Raw genomic sequence first — 19,454 nt, forward strand, 5'->3', positions numbered from 1 at the left:
GGCGGGTGCGGCGCGGCACCCGGTCCGTCAGCTGTCGATGTTGGCCATGACGTGCTTGATGCGGGTGTAGTCCTCGAAGCCGTACATCGACAGGTCCTTGCCGTAGCCGGACTTCTTGTAGCCGCCGTGCGGCATCTCGGCCACCAGCGGGATGTGGGTGTTGATCCACACGCAGCCGAAGTCGAGCGCCTTGCTCATCCGCATCGCGCGGCCGAAGTCCTTGGTCCACACCGAGGACGCCAGGCCGTAGTCGACGCCGTTGGCCCAGGCGACCGCCTCGGCCTCGTCGGTGAAGCGCTGCACGGTGATGACGGGCCCGAAGATCTCGTTCTGGATGGCCTCGTCGTCCTGGCGCAGCCCCGAGAGGACCGTGGGCTCGAGGTAGTAGCCGTCACCGAGGTCGGTGCGGCGGTTGCCGCCGGCCGAGACGGTGGCGTGCGAGGGGATGCGCTCGATGAAGCCCGTGACGCGCGCGAGCTGGGCCGCGTTGTTGACCGGGCCGAACAGGGCGTCCGCGTCGTCGGGCAGGCCGACCGCGGCCGAGCTGCGCGCGTACTCGGCGAGCGCGGCCACGAAGTCGTCGTGGATGCGGGGGGCGACGAGCACGCGGGTGGCGGCGGTGCAGTCCTGGCCCGCGTTGAAGTAGCCGGCGACGGCGATGCCCTCGACGGCCGCCTCGATGTCGGCGTCGTCGAAGACCACGACCGGGGCCTTGCCGCCGAGCTCGAGGTGGACCCGCTTGACGTTGGGGGCGGCGCTGGCTGCGACCTCGGCGCCGGCGCGCACCGAGCCCGTGATGGCCACCAGTCCCGGGGTGTGGTGCTCGACCAGCAGCCGCCCGGTGTCGCGGTCGCCGGTGACGACGTTGAGGGTGCCGGCGGGGAGGCACTCGGCGGCGAGCTCGGCCAGCCGCAGGGTGCTCTCGGGGGTGGTGTCGCTGGGCTTGAGGACGACGGTGTTGCCGGCGGCCAGGGCCGGTCCGATCTTCCACACCGCCATCAGCAGCGGGTAGTTCCAGGGGGTCACCTGGCCGACGACGCCGATGGGCTCACGGCGGATCCAGGAGGTGTGGCCCTTCATGTACTCGCCGGCCGCCTTCCCCTCCAGGACGCGGGCCGCCCCGGCGAAGAACCGGAGCTGGTCGACCATCGGCGGGATCTCCTCGCTCGCAGTGAGCGCCTTGATCTTGCCGGTGTTCTCGGACTCCAGGGCGATGAGCTCGTCCGCGTGGGCCTCGACGGCGTCGGCGAGCTTCAGCAGCGCCTGCTGGCGCTCGCTCGGGGTGGTGGCGCCCCACTCGCCGTCGAAGGCCCGCTGCGCGGCGGCGTACGCGGCGTCGACGTCGTCGGCGCCGCTGATGGGGGCCTTCGCGACGACCTGCCCGGTCGCCGGGTTGACGACGTCGGTCGTGGCGTCGGAGGCCGCGTCGACGTACCCCCCGTCGACGAAGTTCCTGAGCATGCGCGGGCTGGTCATCGAGAGACTCCCTCGGGGTGGGCGGGATGGTCCGGTGCGGGCACAGTAATACCGTGCACCGCTAATTCACTAGCCCAGGTCCATAAATGGCATGCGAAGTCGTGGTCTGGGAGGTCTGATAGTACGGATTCCGTCTCGAACGACTTGCGCGAAGCGGTCGAGATCGCCACGATGGGCGCGTGACCTCCCGTGCGCAGCGAGACCGATCACCCGAGATCCGCCTCGACGACGTCGCGAAGCGGATCATCGAGCTGCTCCAGGAGGACGGCCGGCAGTCCTACGCCGCCATCGCCAAGACCGTCGGGCTCTCCGAGGCCGCGGTGCGCCAGCGGGTGCAGCGCCTCCTCGACGCCGACGTCATGCAGATCGTGGCCGTCACCGACCCGCTCCAGGTCGGCTTCCGGCGCCAGGCGATGATCGGCATCCGGGCCGACGGCGACCTCGTCTCGCTCGGCGACGCGCTGTCGGCGATGCAGGAGGTCGACTACGTCGTCACCACCGCCGGCTCCTTCGACCTGCTCGTCGAGGTCGTGTGCGAGGACGACGACCACCTCCTCGACCTGCTGACCCGCGGCATCCGCGTGCTGCCGGGAGTCACCTCCACCGAGACCTTCGTCTACCTCAAGCTCAACAAACAGCACTACAACTGGGGCACCCGATGACCACGACCAGCCAGCCGAACGTCGACGCGGCGGCCTCGCAGGCCCGCACCCCCCTCGGCGCGTCGTACTCCGACGCCGCCCGCGACCACCTGTGGATGCACTTCACGCGCCACTCGGTCTTCGAGGACCGCGACCACGGCGGCCTGGGCCAGAGCGTGCCGGTCATCGTCCGCGGCGACGGCTGGCGCATCTGGGACGACCGGGGCCGGGAGTACATCGACGGCCTGGCGGGCCTGTTCGTCAACAACGTGGGCCACGGGCGCACCGAGATCGCGCAGGCGATGGCCGCCCAGGCCTCCGAGCTCGCGTTCTTCCCGCTGTGGTCCTACGCCCACCCGCGCGCCATCGAGCTCGCCGAGCGCCTGGCCCACCACGCCCCCGGCGACCTCAACCGGGTCTTCTTCACCACCGGCGGCGGCGAGGCCGTCGAGAGCGCCTGGAAGCTGGCCAAGCAGTACTTCAAGCTCACCGGCAAGCCGACCAAGCACAAGGTGATCTCGCGCTCCATCGCCTACCACGGCACCCCACAGGGCGCGCTCTCGATCACCGGCATCCCAGCAGCGAAGATCGACTTCGAGCCGCTGGTGCCGGGCGGCCACAAGGTCCCCAACACCAACCTCTACCGCGCGCCGGAGCACCTGCGCGACGACGAGAAGGCCTTCGGCCGCTGGGCCGCCGACCGCATCGCCGAGGCCATCGAGTTCGAGGGCCCGGACTCGGTCGCCGCCGTCTTCCTCGAGCCGGTGCAGAACTCCGGCGGCTGCTTCCCGCCCCCGGCCGGCTACTTCGAGCGGGTCCGCGAGATCTGCGACGAGTACGACGTGCTGCTGGTCTCCGACGAGACCATCTGCGCGTTCGGGCGGATCGGCTCGATGTTCGCGTGCGAGGACTTCGGCTACCAGCCCGACATCATCACCACGGCCAAGGGCATCACCTCGGGCTACGCGCCGCTGGGCCTGATGGTCGCCAGCGACCGGCTGTTCGAGCCGTTCCGGCACGGGACCACCTCCTTCCCCCACGGCTACACCTGGGGCGGGCACCCGGTCTCGTGCGCGGCCGCGATGGCCAACCTCGACATCTTCGAGCGCGAGGGCCTCAACGACCGGGTGAAGGAGAACGCCCCGGTCTTCAAGCGCACGCTCGAGCAGCTGCTCGACCTGCCGCTGGTCGGCGACGTCCGCGGGGCGGGGTACTTCTACGGGATCGAGCTCGTCAAGGACAAGGAGACCCGCGAGACCTTCGACGACGCCGAGAGCGAGCGGCTGCTGCGCGGCTTCCTCTCGAAGGCGCTGTTCGAGGCCGGGCTCTACTGCCGCGCCGACGACCGCGGCGACCCCGTCATCCAGCTCGCCCCGCCGCTGACGATGGGGCCGGCCGAGTTCGACGAGATCGAGCGCCGGCTGCGCTCGGTGCTCACCGAGGCCGAGAAGCACCTCTGACGATGCCGGCGCCGGCGGCCTCCGGGACGGTTCCGCTGTGGGCCGACACCCGGGCGGCGAACGGGCCTGACCATGACGCCGCGGCCGCGGCCGTCCTCCCGACGGCCGCGGACGTGGTCGTGGTCGGCGCCGGGTTCACCGGCCTCTGGACCGCGTACTACCTGCTGCGCGAGCGCCCCGACCTGAGCGTGCTGGTCCTCGAGGCCGAGCACGTGGGCTTCGGGGCGAGCGGGCGCAACGGCGGGTGGGTGTCGGCGCTGTGGCCCGTCTCGCCCGACACGCTGGCGGCGCGCTCCGGGCGGGCCGCCACCCTGGCCCACCTCGCTGCGCTGCGCGACACCGTCGACGAGATCGGCCGGGTCGACGCCGAGGAGGGGCTGGGCGGCGGGTTCGTCAAGGGCGGGACGCTGGCGCTGGCGCGTACCCCGGCCCAGGAGGAGCGGGCCCGGGCGGCCGTCGCGCACGCCGCGTCGTGGGGCGAGGGCCTGGAGTGGCTGGGGCCGGAGGCCGCCCGCGAGCGCCTGGCCGCCGAGGGGGTGCGTGGGGCGACCTTCACGCCACACTGCGCGCGGGTGCAGCCGCGCGACCTGGTCGACGGGCTGGCCGCCGCCGTGCGCCGCCGCGGCGGGCTGGTGCTCGAGGGGGTGCGCGTGGCTCGGGCGGGCGACGGCGTGGCGGTGCTCGAGGACGGGCGGCGCGTGAGCGCGGGGGCCGTGGTGCTGGCCACCGAGGGCTGGACGGCGCGGCTCCCGGGGCACGAGCGGGCCGTCGTCCCCGTGTACTCGCTGATGGTCGCCACCGAGCCGCTCTCCCCCGAGCGGTGGGAGGCCATCGGGCTGGCCGGGCGCGAGGTCTTCACCGACCACGGGCACCTGGTGATCTACGGGCAGCGCACGACCGACGACCGGATCGCGTTCGGCGGCCGCGGGGCCCCATACCACCTGGGCTCGGCCATCCGCCCGTCGTTCGACCACGAGGAGGCGGTCTTCGCGTCGCTGCGCTCGACCCTCACCGGGATGCTGCCGGGCCTGGCCGGGGCGCGGTTCACGCACGCGTGGGGCGGGCCTCTCGGCATCCCGCGCGACTGGCACCCGTCGGTGACCTGGGACCCGGTCACGCGCACCGGTCGGGCGGGCGGCTACGTCGGCGACGGGGTGGCGGCGACCAACCTGGCCGGGCGCACCCTGACCGACCTGGTGCTGGGGCGCCCGAGCGCCCTCACCGGGCTGCCGTGGGTCGGGCACCGCTCGCCGTCGTGGGAGCCCGAGCCGCTGCGCTGGCTCGGGGTGAACGCGGGGCTGCGGCTGGCGCGGCTCGCCGACCGCGACGAGGCCCGCAGCGGGCGCCCCAGCCGGCTGGCCCCCCTGCTGGCGCGGCTGACCGGCGGGCACTGAGCCGGGGTCGGGCCCGGCGGCGGGCTCGGGGCAAGAGCTCCTTCGCGAGACCCCGCCTGCCAGGTCTTGTCCGGTGCAGATTTCGGGGTCACCCCGAAAAGCTGATGCCCGCAGGTAGGTTCGGCGGGTGCGCGAGATCGAGACGCTGGCGGCCCTCGACGCCGCCCTGGCCGCCGGGACCTCGCTGCGCGGGCTGCGTCTGCAGGACCTCGACCTGGGCGAGCGCACCACCGCGCTGCTGCGCCGCACCGACCTGGAGGGGCTGGTGGTGCTCGGCGGTCACATCCCGCCGGCGGTCGAGGAGCACCTGCGGGCCCACGGCGCCCTCGTCTTCCCCACCGACCCGCACGCGCCGGTCGACCCCTACCGCGCCAGCCTCTACGCCCCGGACGAGCTGTACGCGGGTCTGCGCGAGGTGGGCTACGCGGCCACCCCCGACGCGCGCGCCTACCGCTGGTCGCTCGACGCCGCCGTGGGGCACGACGTCTTCGTCACGCTGCTGCGGGCGGTCCACGACGACTCGATGAGCGACGCCCTCGCCGACCTCCTGCGCGACGCGCCCGTCGTCGGCGTGATGGGCGGGCACGCGCTCCGCCGCGACGGGGAGGGCTACGCGCGGGCCGCCCGGCTCGGTCGGGCCCTGGCCGACGCCGGGCTGGTCGTGGCCACGGGCGGGGGCCCCGGCGCGATGGAGGCCGCCAACCTCGGCGCCTTCGCGGCCGACCCGACGGCGCTCGGCACCGCCCTCGACCGGCTGCGGGCCGTCCCCGAGGTCGGCACCGACATCGGGGCCTGGGCCACCCTGGCCCTGGATGTCCGGGCCGGGCTGGCGGCCGGCCGTTCCCCCGACGACCCGGCCCGCAGCATCGGCATCCCGACCTGGTTCTACGGTCATGAGCCGCCCAACGTGTTCTGCGACGGCATCGCGAAGTACTTCTCCAACGCCATCCGCGAGGACGGCCTGCTCAGCCGCTGCACGGCCGGCGTCGTGGTGCTCGAGGGCGCGGCCGGCACCGTGCAGGAGGTGTTCCAGGCCGCGACCGGCCTCTACTACGCCGTGCCCGGGCGGCCGCTCCCCCACCTGGTGCTGGTCGGGCGCCGGCACTGGACCGAGACGGTGCCGGTGTGGCCGGCCCTGTCCGCGCTGGCCCGCGGCCGCTCGATGACCACGCACGTGCACCTCGTGGAGGACCCCGCCGACGCCGTGGCGCTCGTCGCCGGCTGAGCCTGGGCGTCGCTCAGGCGGTGGAGGCCGCCAGCTGCCCGCAGGCACCGTCGATCTCGGAGCCGCGGGTGTCGCGGACCGTGGTGGGGATGCCGTGGGCCCGCAGCCGCTCGACGAACTGCTGCTCGACGCCGCGCCGGGAGGCGGTCCACTTCGAGCCCGGCGTGGGGTTCAGCGGGATCGGGTTGACGTGCACCCAGCCCCGGCCGCGGCGGTTGAGCTTGTCGCCGAGCAGGTCGGCCCGCCACGCCTGGTCGTTGATGTCACGGATGAGGGCGTACTCGATGCTGACCCGCCGCCCGGTCGCCTCGTAGTAGCGGTAGGCGGCGTCGATGGCGTCGTCGACCGCGTACCGGGTGTTGATGGGGACCAGCTCGTCGCGCAGCTCGTCGTCGGGCGCGTGCAGCGACAGGGCGAGGGTGACCGGGATGCCCTCCGCCGCGAGCCTGTCGATGCCCGGCACCAGGCCCACCGTCGACATGGTGATGCCGCGCGCCGAGAGGCCCAGACCCGAGGGCGCGGGCTCGGTGAGGCGGCGGATGGCGCCGATGGCCGCCTTGTAGTTGGCCAGGGCCTCCCCCATCCCCATGAACACGACGTTGCTGACGCGGGCCGGGCCGGAGGGCTCCTCGGACCCGTCGGCCTCGTCACCGAGCCCCGCGGTGCCGGTGCTCGCGCCCACCTCGGGCAGGCCGCCATGACGCAGCATCCGCGCCGCCGCCACCACCTGCTCGACGATCTCACCGGCCGACATGTTGCGGGTGAGGCCCTCCTGGCCGGTGGCGCAGAACGGGCAGTTCATCCCGCACCCGGCCTGGCTCGAGATGCAGACGGTGACCCGGTTCGGGTAGCGCATCAGGACCGACTCGACGAGCGCGCCGTCGAACAGCCGCCACACCTGCTTGACGGTGGCGCCGGCGTCGGCCGAGATGTGGCGCACCGGCGTCAGCAGCGGCGGCAGGAGGTCGCGCACGAGGTCGTCGCGCACGGCCTTGGGCAGGTCGGTCATCTCGGCCGGGTCGTCGACGAGGCGCTCGAAGTAGTGGGTCGAGAGCTGGTTGGCCCGGAAGGCCGGATGCCCCAGGGCGGCAACCACTTCGCGGCGCTCGTCCACGGTGAGGTCGGCGAGGTGGCGCGGGGGCTTCCCGCGTCGCGGGGCGACGAGGGTCAGCTGGCCGGGGACGGGGCGCGGGGCGGCGGGCTCGGACATGATGCACCCGATTCTCGCAGGTCCCTGAGAGCCGCGACCACGGCGCCGGCCCGGCTTCCCCGAAAGGGCAGCGGCGGGGTCCCCGGTGTCCCTACGATGTGCTCGTACTTCGTTCTGCAGGGGAGCGAAGGCTGCAGGGAAGGGCACCTTTCATGGGCCTGTTCGACCAGTTCCGCGCGCACCCGGGGGCCTACGGCCTCTCGATGGACCAGCCGCCGCTCCGCCCGACCGCACCGGTCCCCCATCTCGACGACGTCGAGGCGCCGTTCGAGGAGTGGATCCGCGACCACCTCGCGCGCCTCACCGATGCGGCCGAGTCCGACATCGACGCGCTGGACCAGGATCAGTTCGACGCCGCGTTGACGGTGCGGCTGGCCGGCTCGGCCCGGCTGCGCGAGACCGGGCTCGGCTTCGAGTACGCCCTCCCCTTCGCCGACGGCGTCGACGAGGTCCTCTCGCTCGACCTGCCCGACGCCGTCGTCACCCTCCCCGACGAGCGGGTGTCGGTCCTCGGCCGCTACGTGCCCGACCTGGTCGACCTGGGGCGGCGCAACCTACGCCGGCTGCTCGCGAGCACCCCGGTCGATATCGACCACCTCAGCGCCGGCGGATCGTCGTGCGTTCTAGTGCAGTCGGACTCGCCGTACACCGCGTCCTTCGCCCGCCTGCTGTTCGAGGCCGTGCCGTGGTGGCTGCCCGAGGCCGACACCTCCAACGGCGTCGTCTTCGCGATCCCGCACCGGCACGCGGTGGTCTTCCAGACCTGCAGCTCACCGGCCGAGACCAAGACCGCGCTCGACCTGGTGCCCTGGCACGCCGCGCAGCTCTACGGCGAGGGCGTGGGGCCGGTGTCACCGCACGCCTACCACTGGCTGGACCGGCGGGTCACGACCCTCACCCACGAGACGTCCGACGGCTCGCTCACGGTGCGGCCCACGCCGTTCCTGGAGTCCCTGCTGGCGAACGTCCGCCGGGTGGGCTGACCGGGCCCGTCGTCCCCGGGGTGACCTGTCGGGCGAACGGGCTACGTGGAGCGCGTACCTGCCGTCAGCCGGTGGGGACGAACCAGAGCAGGAGCGCCCAGGCGACCGGGGCCACCACGACGAGCGAGTCGAGGCGGTCCATCAGGCCGCCGTGCCCCGGCAGCACCGAACCCATGTCCTTGATGCCGAGGTCGCGCTTGATGCTGGACTCGATGAGGTCGCCCAGAGTGGCCGCACCGGCCGTCACGGCACCGAGGACGGCCCCGGCCCACCACGGCCCCGACAACAGCAGCGGCAGCGCGACCGCGCCGATGACGGCGCAGGTGAGCACCGAGCCGGCGAAGCCCTCCCAGGACTTCTTGGGGCTGAGCGAGGGCGCCATCGGGTGCTTGCCGAAGGCCACCCCCACCGCGTAGCCGCCGATGTCGGAGAACACCGTGACCAGGACGAAGGTGATGATGCGCAGCCGACCGTCGGGGGCCGCCAGCATCAGCGAGGCGAAGCCGCCGAGGAACGCGGGGTAGAACGCGACGAGGCTGGAGGCGGCGAGGTCGCGGGCCGCCCCGGCCAGGCCGTCGGCCGCGCGCCAGACGAGCATCCCCACGATGGTCAGCCCGAAGGTGACGACCAGGGCCTCGGCACCGCGCAGGTAGGCCGAGGCCAGCATCCCGACCGTGCCCAGCACCAACGGCACCAGCGGCACCGACATGCCCTTGGCGGCCACGCCGCGGCGGACCTCCCAGGCCCCGATGCTCACCGCTGCGGCCACCACGACCAGGAAGGCGCGGGCGTCGAGCGCGAGGGTGCCGATGACCAGGGCGCCGAGCAGCAGCCCGACGCCGATGGCGGCCCGCAGGTCGCGACCGGCCCGCGGACCGCGGCGGGCCGGTTCGGGAGCCCCGGTCGACTCGGAGGTCGCGCCCCCGCTCGCGCCCTCGGCGGTCGCCGGAGCGACCACCGGGCCGTCGGTGCCGGGGGTCTCGGAGAGGGCGCTCGCAGGGTCGGGCATCGGGCGGTCAGACCTCGAGGAGCTCGGCTTCCTTGCCCTTCAGGAGCTCGTCGATCTGGTCGACGTGCTTCTTGGTGACCGACTCGAGCTCCTTCTCGGCGCGCGAGCCCTCGTCCTCGCCGACCTCGCCGTCCTTGACCAGCTTCTCGAGCGTGGTCTTGGCCGAGCGCCGGATGTTGCGGATGGAGACCTTGGCCTCCTCGGCCTCGACGTTGGCCATCTTCACGTACTCGCGGCGGCGCTCCTGGGTGAGCTGGGGCATCACGCAGCGGATGATGGTGCCGTCGTTGCTGGGGTTGACCCCGAGGTCGGCCTGCTGGATCGCCTTCTCGATGGCGTGCATCGAGGACTTGTCGAACGGGCTGATGATGATGGTGCGCGCCTCGGGCGTCTGGAACGAGGCCAGCTGCTGCAGCGGGGTGGGAGCGCCGTAGTAGTCGACGGTGATCTTCTGGAACATCCCCGGGTGGGCGCGGCCGGTGCGGATGCCCGCGAAGCTCTCCTTGGCGACCTCGACGGCCTTCTCCATCTTCTCCTCGGCCTCGAACAAGGTCTCGTCGATCATCGCGGCGCTTCTCCTTCGGTCGGCGCCGCGTGCGCGGCGCTGCGGGTCCAGTCTGTCAAACGTTCGGGCGGGGCGGGGCGGGCGGCCGGGTGGGTCGGGGGCGGGTGCCGTCGGCGCGGGGTGGGCCGGGTCAGCTCGCGGAGACCAGGGTGCCGATGCGCTCGCCCCGCAGCGCGCGGGTGATGTTGCCCTCGCCCTCCATGCCGAACACGACCATGGGCAGCTTGTTGTCCATGCAGAGGCTGAACGCGGCGGCGTCGACGACCTTCAGGCCGGTGCGCAGCGCCTCCTCGAAGGTGACCTCGTCGAGCTTGCGGGCCTCGGGGTGAGTGCGCGGGTCGGCGTCGTAGACCCCGTCGACCCCGCTCTTGCTCATCAGGACCGCGTCGCACTGGCACTCGAGCGCCCGCTGCGCGCTGACGGTGTCGGTGGAGAAGTACGGCATCCCGGCGCCCGCGCCGAAGATGACGACCCGGCCCTTCTCGAGGTGGCGGATGGCGCGGCGCGGGATGTACGGCTCGGCGACCTGGCCCATCGTGATGGCGGTCTGCACCCGGGTGTCGACGTCCTCCTTCTCGAGGAAGTCCTGCAGCGCCAGGCAGTTCATCACGGTGCCGAGCATCCCGATGTAGTCGGCCCGCGCCCGCTCCATGCCCTTCTGCTGCAGCTCGGCACCGCGGAAGAAGTTGCCGCCACCGACGACGATGGCGACCTCGATCCCCTCGCGCACGGCGTCGGCGATCTGGCGGGCGATGCCGCGCACGACGTCGGGGTCGACGCCCACGCGGCCGCCGCCGAAGACCTCGCCGGAGAGCTTGAGGAGGACGCGGCGCGGGCGGTCGGGGGTGCGGTCCGGCACGGAGGCCAGGGTGGCGGCGGGCGTGGTCACGGTGGGCCTCCTCGTGGGCGTGCGCAGCGGTCGACCGATCCTGTCACACCGCGCGGGTCGGCAACGAACCGGGAAACGGGCGCCCAGCGCGGGCCGGGGGGCCCGGTCAGGGCCAGAACGCCCCGTTGCGGAGCATGAACTCGGTCTCGGTGTCACGGCCGCCGCGGGGGTCACGCGCCGGCTCGACCGGCTGGGTGGTGACCATCTCGTCGGGGCCCACCCGCGGCAGGTCCACGTGCACCCGGTGCGCCAGGTGCTCGCGGCTCTCGGGCTCGGCTGCGGGCTCGTGCGCCCCGTCGGTCACGGGGTGCGGCTGCTCGTCCATGGGCCACCTCCGAGGCCAGTATGCGCCGAGGACCTAGGCTCTCCCCCGATGAGCGCCACCCTGGTCGTCAAGGACCTCGCCGCCGGGCACGGCGACCGCCACCTCTTCGCCGGGCTCGACCTCGTGGTCGCCCCCGGTGACGTGGTCGGGGTCGTCGGGGCCAACGGTGCCGGCAAGTCCACCCTCCTGCGCCTGCTGGCCGGCCTCGACGAGCCCACCGAGGGCCGCGTCGGGGTCAGCCCGCCGCACGCCGTGGTGGGCTACCTGCCCCAGGAGGAGCGCCGCATCCCGGGTGAGACCGTGCGGGCGTTCGTCGAGCGGCGCACCGGCGTCACCGCTGCCCAGCAGGCCCTGGACGCCGCCACCGCGGCCCTGGCCGAGGGGGCCGCCGGGGCCGACGACGCCTACGCCGAGGCCTTCGAGCGCTGGCTCGGCCTGGGTGCCGCCGACCTCGACGAGCGCCTCGCGGCCGCCGACGTCCCCGACCCCCACGCCCTGATGACCACCCTCTCCGGGGGTGAGGCGGCGCGGGCCGCGCTGGCGTCCCTCGTCCTCAGCCGGTACGACGTCGTCCTGCTCGACGAGCCGACCAACGACCTCGACCTGGCGGGGCTCGACACCCTGGAGCGGTTCGTGACCGGGCTGGCCACGGGCGTCGTCCTGGTGAGCCACGACCGCGAGTTCCTGGCCCGCACCGTGACCTCGGTGGTCGAGCTCGACCTCGCGCAGCAGCAGGTCGCGACCTACGGCGGCGGCTACGAGGCCTACCTCGAGGAGCGGGCGGTCGCCCGGCGGCACGCGCGCGAGGCCTACGAGGAGTACGACGACACCCGCAGTGCCCTGGTCGACCGCGGCCGGATGCAGCGGGCGTGGATGGAGAAGGGCGTGCGCACCGCGCGGCGCAAGGCCCCCGACAACGACAAGGTCGGCCGCAAGTTCCGCAGCGAGGCCAGCGAGAAGCAGGCCGCCAAGGCCCGCCAGACCCAGCGCCGCATCGAGCGGCTCGAGGTCGTCGAGGAGCCCCGCAAGGAGTGGGAGCTGCGGATGGAGATCGCGCCCGCTCCCCGTTCCGGCGCGGTGGTGGCCGGTGCCCGCGGCGTGGTGGTGCGCCGCCCCGGGTTCCTCCTCGGGCCGGTCGACCTGCAGCTCGACTGGGCCGACCGGGTGGCGCTCACGGGGGCCAACGGCTCGGGCAAGTCGACGCTGCTCTCGGTGCTCCTCGGCCGCACCGCCCCGGACGAGGGGACCGCCGCCCTCGGCCCGGGGGTCGTCGTCGGCGAGGTCGACCAGGCGCGCGGCTCGTTCACCGGGCCCGCGACCCTGCTCGACACCTTCGCGGGCCTGCTGCCCGAGCTGCCGGACGCCGACGTCCGCACCCTGCTGGCCAAGTTCGGCCTGCGGGCCGCGCACGTGCACCGGGCCTCGGCCACGCTCTCGCCCGGCGAGCGGACCCGGGCCGCCCTGGCGCTGCTGCAGGCCCGCGGCGTCAACCTGCTGGTGCTCGACGAGCCGACCAACCACCTCGACCTGCCGGCGATCGAGCAGCTCGAGTCGGCGCTCGACGCGTTCCCGGGGACCCTCGTGCTCGTCACGCACGACCGCCGGATGCTGGAGGCGGTGCGCACCACCCGGCATCTGCACGTCGAGGACGGCCGGGTCACCGAGCGCTGAGGCGGGCACGACGACGCCGCCCCCGGGAGGTCCCGGGGGCGGCGTTCGTGGTGGCGCTGCGAGCAGCGCGCGGCTCAGCTGCCGACGCGGTAGCGCGCGAAGCCGGTGGCCTGGGCGCCGGCCTCGTCGAGGATCTTGCCGACGGTCTTCTTGGCGTCCTTGGCGAACGGCTGCTCGAGCAGGACGTTCTCCTTGAAGAAGCCGTTGACCCGGCCCTCGACGATCTTCGGGAGGGCGGCCTCGGGCTTGCCCTCCTCCTTGGCGGTGGCCTCGGCGACGCGGCGCTCGTTCTCGACCGTCGCGGCGTCGATCTCGTCGCGGGAGAGGACGCTCGGGCTGAACGCCGCGATGTGCATCGCGACGTCGCGGGCCGTGGTGTCGTCGCCACCGGTGGTGGCCACCAGGACACCGATCTGCGCGGGCAGGTCGGGGCTGGTCTTGTGCAGGTAGGAGACGACGTGCTCGCCCTCGAGGCGGGAGACCCGCTTGACCTCGATCTTCTCGCCGATGGTGGCGTTGGCCTCGTCGAGGAGGTCCTTGACCGACTTGCCGTCCTCCAGCGTGGAGGCCAGCAGCGCGTCGGCGTCGGCCGCCTTGGTGGCGACCGCCTGGGTCAGGACCTGCTCGGCCAGGGCGCCGAAACGCTCGCCCTTGGCCACGAAGTCGGTCTCGCAGAGGACCTCGACGAGGGTGCCCTCGCCGTCGCCGGCCCGCGCGGTGACCAGCCCGTTGGAGGTCGTACGACCCTCGCGCTTGGTCACGCCCTTCTGCCCCTTGACGCGGAGGATCTCCTCGGCCTTGGCCATGTCGCCGTCGGCCTCGTCGAGAGCCTTCTTGACGTCCATCATGCCGGCCGCGGTCTTCTCGCGGAGCGCCTTGATGTCAGCGGCGGTGTAGTTCGCCATGGGTACCTATCGCTCTTTCGTTCGTGTCGGGAGGTGTGGGTCAGGCCTTCTCGGCCGGGGCGTCCTCGGCCGCGGGGGCCTCGGTGGTCTCGGCGGCCGGAGCCTCGGTGGCCGCGGTGGCCTCGGCGACCGGAGCCTCGGTGGTCTCGGCGGCCGGAGCCTCGGTGGCCTCGTCGGCCGGAGCCTCGGTGGCCTCGTCGGCCGGAGCCTCGGTGGTCTCGGCGGCCGGAGCCTCGGTGGTCTCGGCCGCGGCGGCCTCGACCTCGGTGGCCTCGGGCGCCGGGGCGGCGGCGGTCTCGCCGGCCTCGGGAGCGACCTGCTCGGCCGTCTGGGCGGCCTCGCCGGCGAGGAGCTCGCGCTCCCACTCGGCCAGGGGCTCGTCCGGGGTGCCGGCCTGCTCGCCCTCGGTGCGGGCACCGGAGCGCTGCATGAGGCCGTCGGCGACGGCGTCGGCGATGACCCGGGTGAGCAGCGTGACGGAGCGGATCGCGTCGTCGTTGCCGGGGATCTTGTAGTCGACCTCGTCGGGGTCGCAGTTGGTGTCGAGGATGGCGATGACCGGCAGGTTCAGCTTGCGGGCCTCGTCGACGGCGAGGTGCTCCTTCTTGGTGTCGACGATCCACACGGCGGAGGGCACGCGGGACATCGAGCGGATGCCGCCCAGGGTCTTCTCGAGCTTGTCCTTCTCGCGCTTCATCATGAGGAGCTCCTTCTTCGTGCGGCCCGAACCGGCCACGTCGTCGAAGTTGATCTCCTCGAGCTCCTTGAGGCGGGTCAGCCGCTTGGAGATCGTCTGGAAGTTGGTGAGCATGCCACCGAGCCAGCGGTGGTTGACGTACGGCATCCCGACCCGGGTCGCCTGCTCGGCGATGGGCTCCTGCGCCTGACGCTTGGTGCCGACGAAGAGGATGGTGCCGCCGTGGGCGACGGTCTCCTTGACGAACTCGTAGGCGTTGTTGATGTAGGTCACCGACTGCTGCAGGTCGATGATGTAGATGCCGTTGCGCTCGGTCATGATGAAGCGCTTCATCTTGGGGTTCCAGCGACGGGTCTGGTGCCCGAAGTGGACGCCGCTCTCGAGGAGCTGGCGCATGGTGACGACGGCCATCGTCGTTCTCCTTGCTCTGTGGTTGTCAGTTGAGTCGGTGGGGACCTGGCCCGCGAACGGGTGGCCCCACCTGCCTGGCGCCTGACGCGACCCCGGACGGATGCCGTGCCGACCCGAGGGTCGAGCACCCGCCACTGCCGTGGTGCGCCCCTGCTCGGAGAAGTCCTCGTCGCAGGAGGTGGACGCGCGAATTTCGGCTCCCGCGTGAGATCGCGGAGGCCATCGGACATGCTACGGCGGCGGGGCCCTCGGCACGAAATCGCGCGGGCCCGGCGGGTAGGGTCGCGTGCTCGTGGGACGGCTGACCGACATCATCGCGCCCCCGCGCATGGGGACCGCGTTCCGCTGGAACCTCGCCTCCTCGTGGGTGGGCCAGGTGGGCGACGGCATCGCGCTGGCCGCGGGTCCGTTGCTCGTCGCGACCCAGACCCGCTCCCCCGTCCTCATCGCGGCCGCCGCGGTGGTGCAGCGGCTGCCCGGACTGGCCGTCGGTCTCTACGCGGGGGCCGTCGCCGACCGGGTCGACCGGCGGCGCGTGGTCATCGTCGCCAACCTGGCGCGCCTCCTGGCCCTCGTGGCCCTCGTGACCGCGCTGCTCACGGGCACCCTCTCGATCGGGCTGCTGCTCGGGCTGTTGCTTCTCGTCGGCACGGCCGAGGTCTTCGCCGACACCGGGTGGCGCGCCATCCTGCCGATGATCGTCGACCCGGCGGACCTCGGGCTGGCCAACGCCCGCCAGATGTCCGGCTTCCTCGTGGCCAACCAGCTCATCGGGCCGGCGGTCGGGGCGGCGCTGTTCGCCCTCGGCTCGGCGGTCCCGTTCGGGGTGCACGTGCTCAGCCTGCTGCTGGCGGTGGCGCTCTTCTCGCGCGTCGAGCTGCCCGCCGCCGGGGCCGGGCGGCCCGCGCAGCACGCGGGGCGCGACATCCTCGACGGCCTGCGCTGGATCCGGCACCACGCGGCCGTCCGCACCCTGACCCTGGTGATCCTGGTCTTCAACATCACCTGGGGTGCGCCGTGGGGGGTGCTGGTCTACTGGGCCCAGGAGCGGCTGGGCGTCGGACCCGTGGGGTTCGGGCTCCTGACGACGGCCTCGGCGGTGGGCGGCATCGCGTCGGTCCTGGCCTACGGGTGGCTCGAGCGGCGCATACCCCTGGGGCGGCTGATGAAGGCGTGCCTCACGCTGGAGGTGCTCACCCACCTGGCGCTGGCCCTCACCACGTCGTGGGTCGTGGCGATGGCGGTCATGGCGATGTTCGGCGCGTACGCGTTCGTGTGGGCGTCGCTGAGCTCAGCGGTGCGTCAACGGGCGACGCCACAGGAGTACCAGGGGCGCGTGGGCTCGGTGTACTGGGTGGGGCTGGTCGGCGGGCTCCTCGTCGGGCAGGCGCTCGGCGGCGTCATCGCCGACCGGTTCGGGGCGGCGGCGCCCTTCTGGTTCGCCTTCGCCGGAGCGGGGTTGACCCTGGTGCTGGTCTGGCGCCGCCTCGACCTCATCGCGCACGCCGACGCGGCCGAGGTGTGACCGGCGTCAGCCCCCGGGCGGCGTGGCCTCGAGCAGCCGGGGGAAGGTGATGTGGAAGGGGTCGGTGGCCGGCTCGGTCCACGGCCCCACGGTGGTGACGGTCGTCGACGTGCCGCGCAGCGCACCGACGCCGTACTCGTGGGCGGTGTGCGTGTCGGCGTCGACGCCCACGACCCGGGCCGCGGTGCGGGAGGCCGCCGGCACGCTGTGCAGTGCCTCGAACGCTCCCCAACCGCGGGTGCGCAGCCGGGTGGAGGTGGCCGACAGCCCCGGCCCGGTCGTGGGCACCGTGACGGCCGACAGCGCGCCGTTGGTGGTGGTCACCAGCAGGACGTCGGCGCGCGGACCCGTGGAGTACAGCGCCATGGTGCGCACCCCGGTGAACCCCGGCTGCGCGCCCGCGGAGCGCACGGTGCGGCCGTCGGCGCTGCGCGTGTAGCGGCGCAGGACCCCGTCGGTGCCGATGCCGTAGAACCGGCCACTCCAGCTGTACGTGCTCTGCGCCACGGTCCCTCCGGTCGTCTGCGCGGCGTCGGTGAGCAGCCGCATCGAGCCCCAGCCGTGACCGCCCAGGGCGGTGTGGATGGCGGTGCGCGACGGGGTGTCGCCCACCATCACGAGTAGGTAGCGGAGCTCGGTGAGCTCCAGCGCGCCTCCCACCACGGACAGGAGCTGGAGCCGCTCGAGGGTGCCGCCGGTGTTGTAGTGCACGTAGTACAGACCGTCCGAGACCGCGGTCGGCAGCACCGGGAAGGCCCCCGGGATGTCCATGGTCCCGGACCGGTCGGAGGTACGGGGCAGCGAGGTCGTCGACCCGTCGGCGCCGACGGCCACCACGTCCCTCGGGCTGACGTCGGCCGTCGCGGGCCCGGCGGTCAGGGTGGCCGCCCCGGTCGTGGCCAGCACCGCGACGATCCCCATCAGAGCCCGCGTGCTCGTGCGCATCGTGCCCATCGTGTGCCTCCACGGTCCGTGCACCGGGCGGAGGCGACCCGTCCGGCGACCGCCGCCGACGGTACTCCCGTCCGCTGCCGCCGGCCAGGGGCGAGGCCCGCCCCGCGGAGCCGCAGGAGGGCCCCGCGGTCGCTAGCCTGCCGGGATGAGCACGCCGCCACTCGCCGGGTCGCCCGCCACCGTCGGCCATCCGGCCCTCGCGCCGTTCGGGACCACGATCTTCACGACGATGAGCGCGCTGGCCGCCGAGCACGACGCCGTCAACCTCGGCCAGGGCTTCCCCGACACCGACGGGCCGCCCGAGGTCCTCGCCGCGGCGGTCGAGGCCATCCGCGGCGGCCGCAACCAGTACCCGCCCGGGCCCGGGACGCCCGACCTGCGCCGGGCGGTCGCCGAGCACCAGGAGCGCTTCTACGGGCTGCGGTACGACCCGGCGTCCGAGGTGCTCGTCACCGTCGGGGCCACCGAGGCGATCGCGGTGGCGATGCTCGCCCTGCTGCGCCCCGGCGACGAGGTGGTGATGTTCGAGCCCTACTACGACAGCTACGCGGCGACGGTCGCACTGGCGGGTGGGGTGCGCCGGACCTCGGTGCTGACCTTCCCCGACTTCGCGGTCGACGAGGCGTCGCTGCGGGCCGCGTTCAGCGACCGGACGCGCGTGGTCCTGCTCAACAGCCCGCACAACCCCACCGGCAAGGTCTTCACCCGCGAGGAGCTCGAGCTGGTGGCGTCCCTGGCGCGCGAGCACGACGCGTGGGTGGTGACCGACGAGGTGTACGAGCACCTGGTCTTCGACGACGCGCGGCACGTCCCGCTCGCGAGCCTGCCCGGGATGCGCGAGCGGACCCTGACGATCTCCTCCGGCGGCAAGACCTTCTCGACCACGGGCTGGAAGGTCGGCTGGGTCTGCGGGCCGGCCGCGGCGGTGGCGGCGCTGCTGGCGGTCAAGCAGTTCCTGACGTTCGGCGCCTCGGGGCCGTTCCAGCCCGCGGTGGCCGCGGGGCTCCGGCTGCCCGACGAGGTCTTCGCGGGGCTGGCCCACGCGCTGGAGGCCAAACGCGACCGCCTGGTCGGGGGGTTGCGGAGGATGGGGCTCGAGGTGGCGGTGCCGCGCGGGACCTACTTCGTGGTCGCGGACGTGGCGCCGCTGGGCGTCGTCGACGCGACGGACTGGTGCCTCGGGCTGCCCGAGCGGGCCGGGGTCGGGGCCATCCCGGTCGCGGCCTTCCACGACGACGCCGCGGCCGCGCGGACCCTGGTGCGCCTGGCGTTCTGCAAGGAGGACCACGTGCTCGACGAGGGTGTGCGGAGGCTCGCGACCCTCGTGCGCTGAGGGGCCCCTCGACCGCGACGACCGTCCACAGGGGCCGCCCCCGGTTCTCGCCGTCCACAGATCGTCCGGTGCGGCTGGCGCCGACCCCCGTGCCCCCGGACCGTGGTGCCATGGCCCTCCTCCACCTCCTCTCCGCCGCGGCCGCCGCGGCCGCGGGTACCGCTGTGGTCCTGGCGGCCCCCGCCGCGCCCGGGCCGGCTCCCTCGGCACCGGTGCCGGCGGCCGCTGCGCCCGGGGCGGCGGTGGCTGCGCCCGGGGCGGCGGTGGCGGACGCCGGCCCCTCACGCGTGCTCGCGGACCCGTCCCGCGGTCCCGCGCGGGCCGGGCCGGGGGCCGCTGCGTCGGCCGGGGTCCACCGGTGGCGCTGGCCGGTGCCGGCGGCCTCCCCCGTCCTGCGCCCCTTCCGGGCCCCGCCGAGCCCATGGGCCGCGGGTCACCGTGGGCTCGACCTCGGAGCCACGGCCGGCGTGCTCGTCCGGGCGGTCGAGAGCGGGGTCGTCACCCACGCGGGGCGCCTGGCCGGGCGCGGCACCGTGACCATCACCCACGGCGACGGTCTGCGCAGCACGTACGAGCCGGTGTCTCCGCTCGTGGCTGAGGGGCAGACGGTGTCGGTGGGCGACCCGGTCGGCCGGCTCGAGGCCGCCGCGGGGCACTGCGGGGCGCGGGCCTGTCTCCACCTGGGTGCGCGGCAGCGCGCGGGGTACCTCGACCCGTGGCCGCTGCTCGCCGGTGGCCGCGTGCGGTTGCTGCCCCGGCCGCCGTGACCGCGCCCCGGTCC

The 19,454-nt window shown here is 73.8% G+C and carries 18 protein-coding genes; 9 read left to right on the forward strand and 9 right to left on the reverse strand.

What is annotated here, in order from left to right; all coding sequences use genetic code 11:
• Positions 1 to 27 precede the first annotated feature (27 nt).
• Positions 28 to 1,476 (reverse strand): gamma-aminobutyraldehyde dehydrogenase, encoded by a 1,449-nt coding sequence (locus tag ATL31_RS03205; RefSeq protein ID WP_101394501.1) that lies wholly within the window; start codon positions 1,474 to 1,476, stop codon positions 28 to 30.
• A gap of 179 nt (positions 1,477 to 1,655) precedes the next feature.
• Between ATL31_RS03205 and ATL31_RS03210 the strand changes: the two genes are divergently transcribed.
• The 4 genes from ATL31_RS03210 (at position 1,656) to ATL31_RS03225 (ending at position 6,196) form a co-directional block, all read left to right on the forward strand.
• On the forward strand, positions 1,656 to 2,138 hold the full coding sequence (locus tag ATL31_RS03210) for an Lrp/AsnC family transcriptional regulator (RefSeq protein WP_101394502.1): 483 nt from the start codon (positions 1,656 to 1,658) through the stop codon (positions 2,136 to 2,138).
• Positions 2,135 to 3,577: an aspartate aminotransferase family protein gene (locus tag ATL31_RS03215; RefSeq protein ID WP_101394503.1), complete on the forward strand. Its 1,443-nt coding sequence runs from the start codon at positions 2,135 to 2,137 to the stop codon at positions 3,575 to 3,577. Before ATL31_RS03210 ends, ATL31_RS03215 begins: the two co-directional genes overlap by 4 nt.
• Before the next feature lie 2 nt (positions 3,578 to 3,579).
• A complete protein-coding gene (locus tag ATL31_RS03220) occupies positions 3,580 to 4,971 on the forward strand; it encodes an NAD(P)/FAD-dependent oxidoreductase (RefSeq protein WP_101394504.1) in 1,392 nt (463 codons plus the stop codon).
• 127 nt (positions 4,972 to 5,098) lie between these two features.
• Positions 5,099 to 6,196 carry an LOG family protein gene (locus ATL31_RS03225; RefSeq protein WP_101394505.1) on the forward strand — a complete coding sequence of 366 codons (1,098 nt, stop codon included), beginning with the start codon at positions 5,099 to 5,101 and terminating at the stop codon, positions 6,194 to 6,196.
• Between the two features lie 13 nt (positions 6,197 to 6,209).
• Here the strand turns inward: ATL31_RS03225 and rlmN are convergent, their stop codons facing one another.
• On the reverse strand, positions 6,210 to 7,406 hold the full coding sequence (gene rlmN, locus ATL31_RS03230; protein ID WP_101394506.1) for a dual-specificity RNA methyltransferase RlmN: 1,197 nt from the start codon (positions 7,404 to 7,406) through the stop codon (positions 6,210 to 6,212).
• A 152-nt stretch (positions 7,407 to 7,558) separates the two neighbouring features.
• Here rlmN and ATL31_RS03235 point away from each other — a divergent pair, with 152 nt between their 5' ends.
• On the forward strand, positions 7,559 to 8,389 hold the full coding sequence (locus ATL31_RS03235; protein ID WP_101394507.1) for a hypothetical protein: 831 nt from the start codon (positions 7,559 to 7,561) through the stop codon (positions 8,387 to 8,389).
• Positions 8,390 to 8,453: 64 nt separating this feature from the next.
• Here the strand turns inward: ATL31_RS03235 and ATL31_RS03240 are convergent, their stop codons facing one another.
• The 4 genes from ATL31_RS03240 to ATL31_RS03255 form a co-directional block, all read right to left on the reverse strand.
• Entirely contained in the window at positions 8,454 to 9,398 is a 945-nt protein-coding gene (locus tag ATL31_RS03240; protein ID WP_101394508.1) for a phosphatidate cytidylyltransferase, read from the reverse strand.
• A 7-nt stretch (positions 9,399 to 9,405) separates the two neighbouring features.
• Complete coding sequence (frr, locus tag ATL31_RS03245; RefSeq protein WP_101394509.1) at positions 9,406 to 9,963, reverse strand: ribosome recycling factor; 558 nt, start codon at positions 9,961 to 9,963, stop codon at positions 9,406 to 9,408.
• A gap of 130 nt (positions 9,964 to 10,093) precedes the next feature.
• On the reverse strand, positions 10,094 to 10,852 hold the full coding sequence (gene pyrH / locus ATL31_RS03250; protein ID WP_245861858.1) for a UMP kinase: 759 nt from the start codon (positions 10,850 to 10,852) through the stop codon (positions 10,094 to 10,096).
• A gap of 106 nt (positions 10,853 to 10,958) precedes the next feature.
• Positions 10,959 to 11,177 carry a hypothetical protein gene (locus tag ATL31_RS03255; RefSeq protein ID WP_101394510.1) on the reverse strand — a complete coding sequence of 73 codons (219 nt, stop codon included), beginning with the start codon at positions 11,175 to 11,177 and terminating at the stop codon, positions 10,959 to 10,961.
• A 48-nt stretch (positions 11,178 to 11,225) separates the two neighbouring features.
• Between ATL31_RS03255 and ATL31_RS03260 the strand changes: the two genes are divergently transcribed.
• Positions 11,226 to 12,848: an ABC-F family ATP-binding cassette domain-containing protein gene (locus ATL31_RS03260; RefSeq protein WP_101394511.1), complete on the forward strand. Its 1,623-nt coding sequence runs from the start codon at positions 11,226 to 11,228 to the stop codon at positions 12,846 to 12,848.
• A gap of 74 nt (positions 12,849 to 12,922) precedes the next feature.
• On the opposite strand, the gene tsf is transcribed toward ATL31_RS03260, so the two are convergent.
• Positions 12,923 to 13,753, reverse strand: coding sequence for a translation elongation factor Ts (gene tsf, locus ATL31_RS03265; RefSeq protein WP_101394512.1), 831 nt, complete (start codon positions 13,751 to 13,753; stop codon positions 12,923 to 12,925).
• A gap of 40 nt (positions 13,754 to 13,793) precedes the next feature.
• The gene (gene rpsB / locus ATL31_RS03270; protein ID WP_101394513.1) at positions 13,794 to 14,861 is read right to left on the reverse strand and encodes a 30S ribosomal protein S2; all 1,068 of its coding nucleotides are present in this window, start codon (positions 14,859 to 14,861) and stop codon (positions 13,794 to 13,796) included.
• Positions 14,862 to 15,153: 292 nt separating this feature from the next.
• Between rpsB and ATL31_RS03275 the strand changes: the two genes are divergently transcribed.
• Positions 15,154 to 16,386 (forward strand): MFS transporter, encoded by a 1,233-nt coding sequence (locus ATL31_RS03275; RefSeq protein ID WP_245861859.1) that lies wholly within the window; start codon positions 15,154 to 15,156, stop codon positions 16,384 to 16,386.
• Positions 16,387 to 16,392: 6 nt separating this feature from the next.
• On the opposite strand, the gene ATL31_RS03280 is transcribed toward ATL31_RS03275, so the two are convergent.
• A complete protein-coding gene (locus ATL31_RS03280) occupies positions 16,393 to 17,331 on the reverse strand; it encodes a hypothetical protein (RefSeq protein WP_101394514.1) in 939 nt (312 codons plus the stop codon).
• Positions 17,332 to 17,485: 154 nt separating this feature from the next.
• On the opposite strand from ATL31_RS03280, the gene ATL31_RS03285 reads away from it, so the two are divergent.
• Complete coding sequence (locus tag ATL31_RS03285) at positions 17,486 to 18,673, forward strand: pyridoxal phosphate-dependent aminotransferase (RefSeq protein ID WP_101394515.1); 1,188 nt, start codon at positions 17,486 to 17,488, stop codon at positions 18,671 to 18,673.
• 110 nt (positions 18,674 to 18,783) lie between these two features.
• Positions 18,784 to 19,440, forward strand: a complete 657-nt coding sequence (locus tag ATL31_RS03290; protein ID WP_101394516.1) for a murein hydrolase activator EnvC family protein — start codon at positions 18,784 to 18,786, stop codon at positions 19,438 to 19,440.
• Positions 19,441 to 19,454: the final 14 nt, after the last annotated feature.

This window comes from Phycicoccus duodecadis (genome assembly GCF_002846495.1).
Classification (GTDB): Bacteria; Actinomycetota; Actinomycetes; order Actinomycetales; family Dermatophilaceae; genus Phycicoccus; species Phycicoccus duodecadis.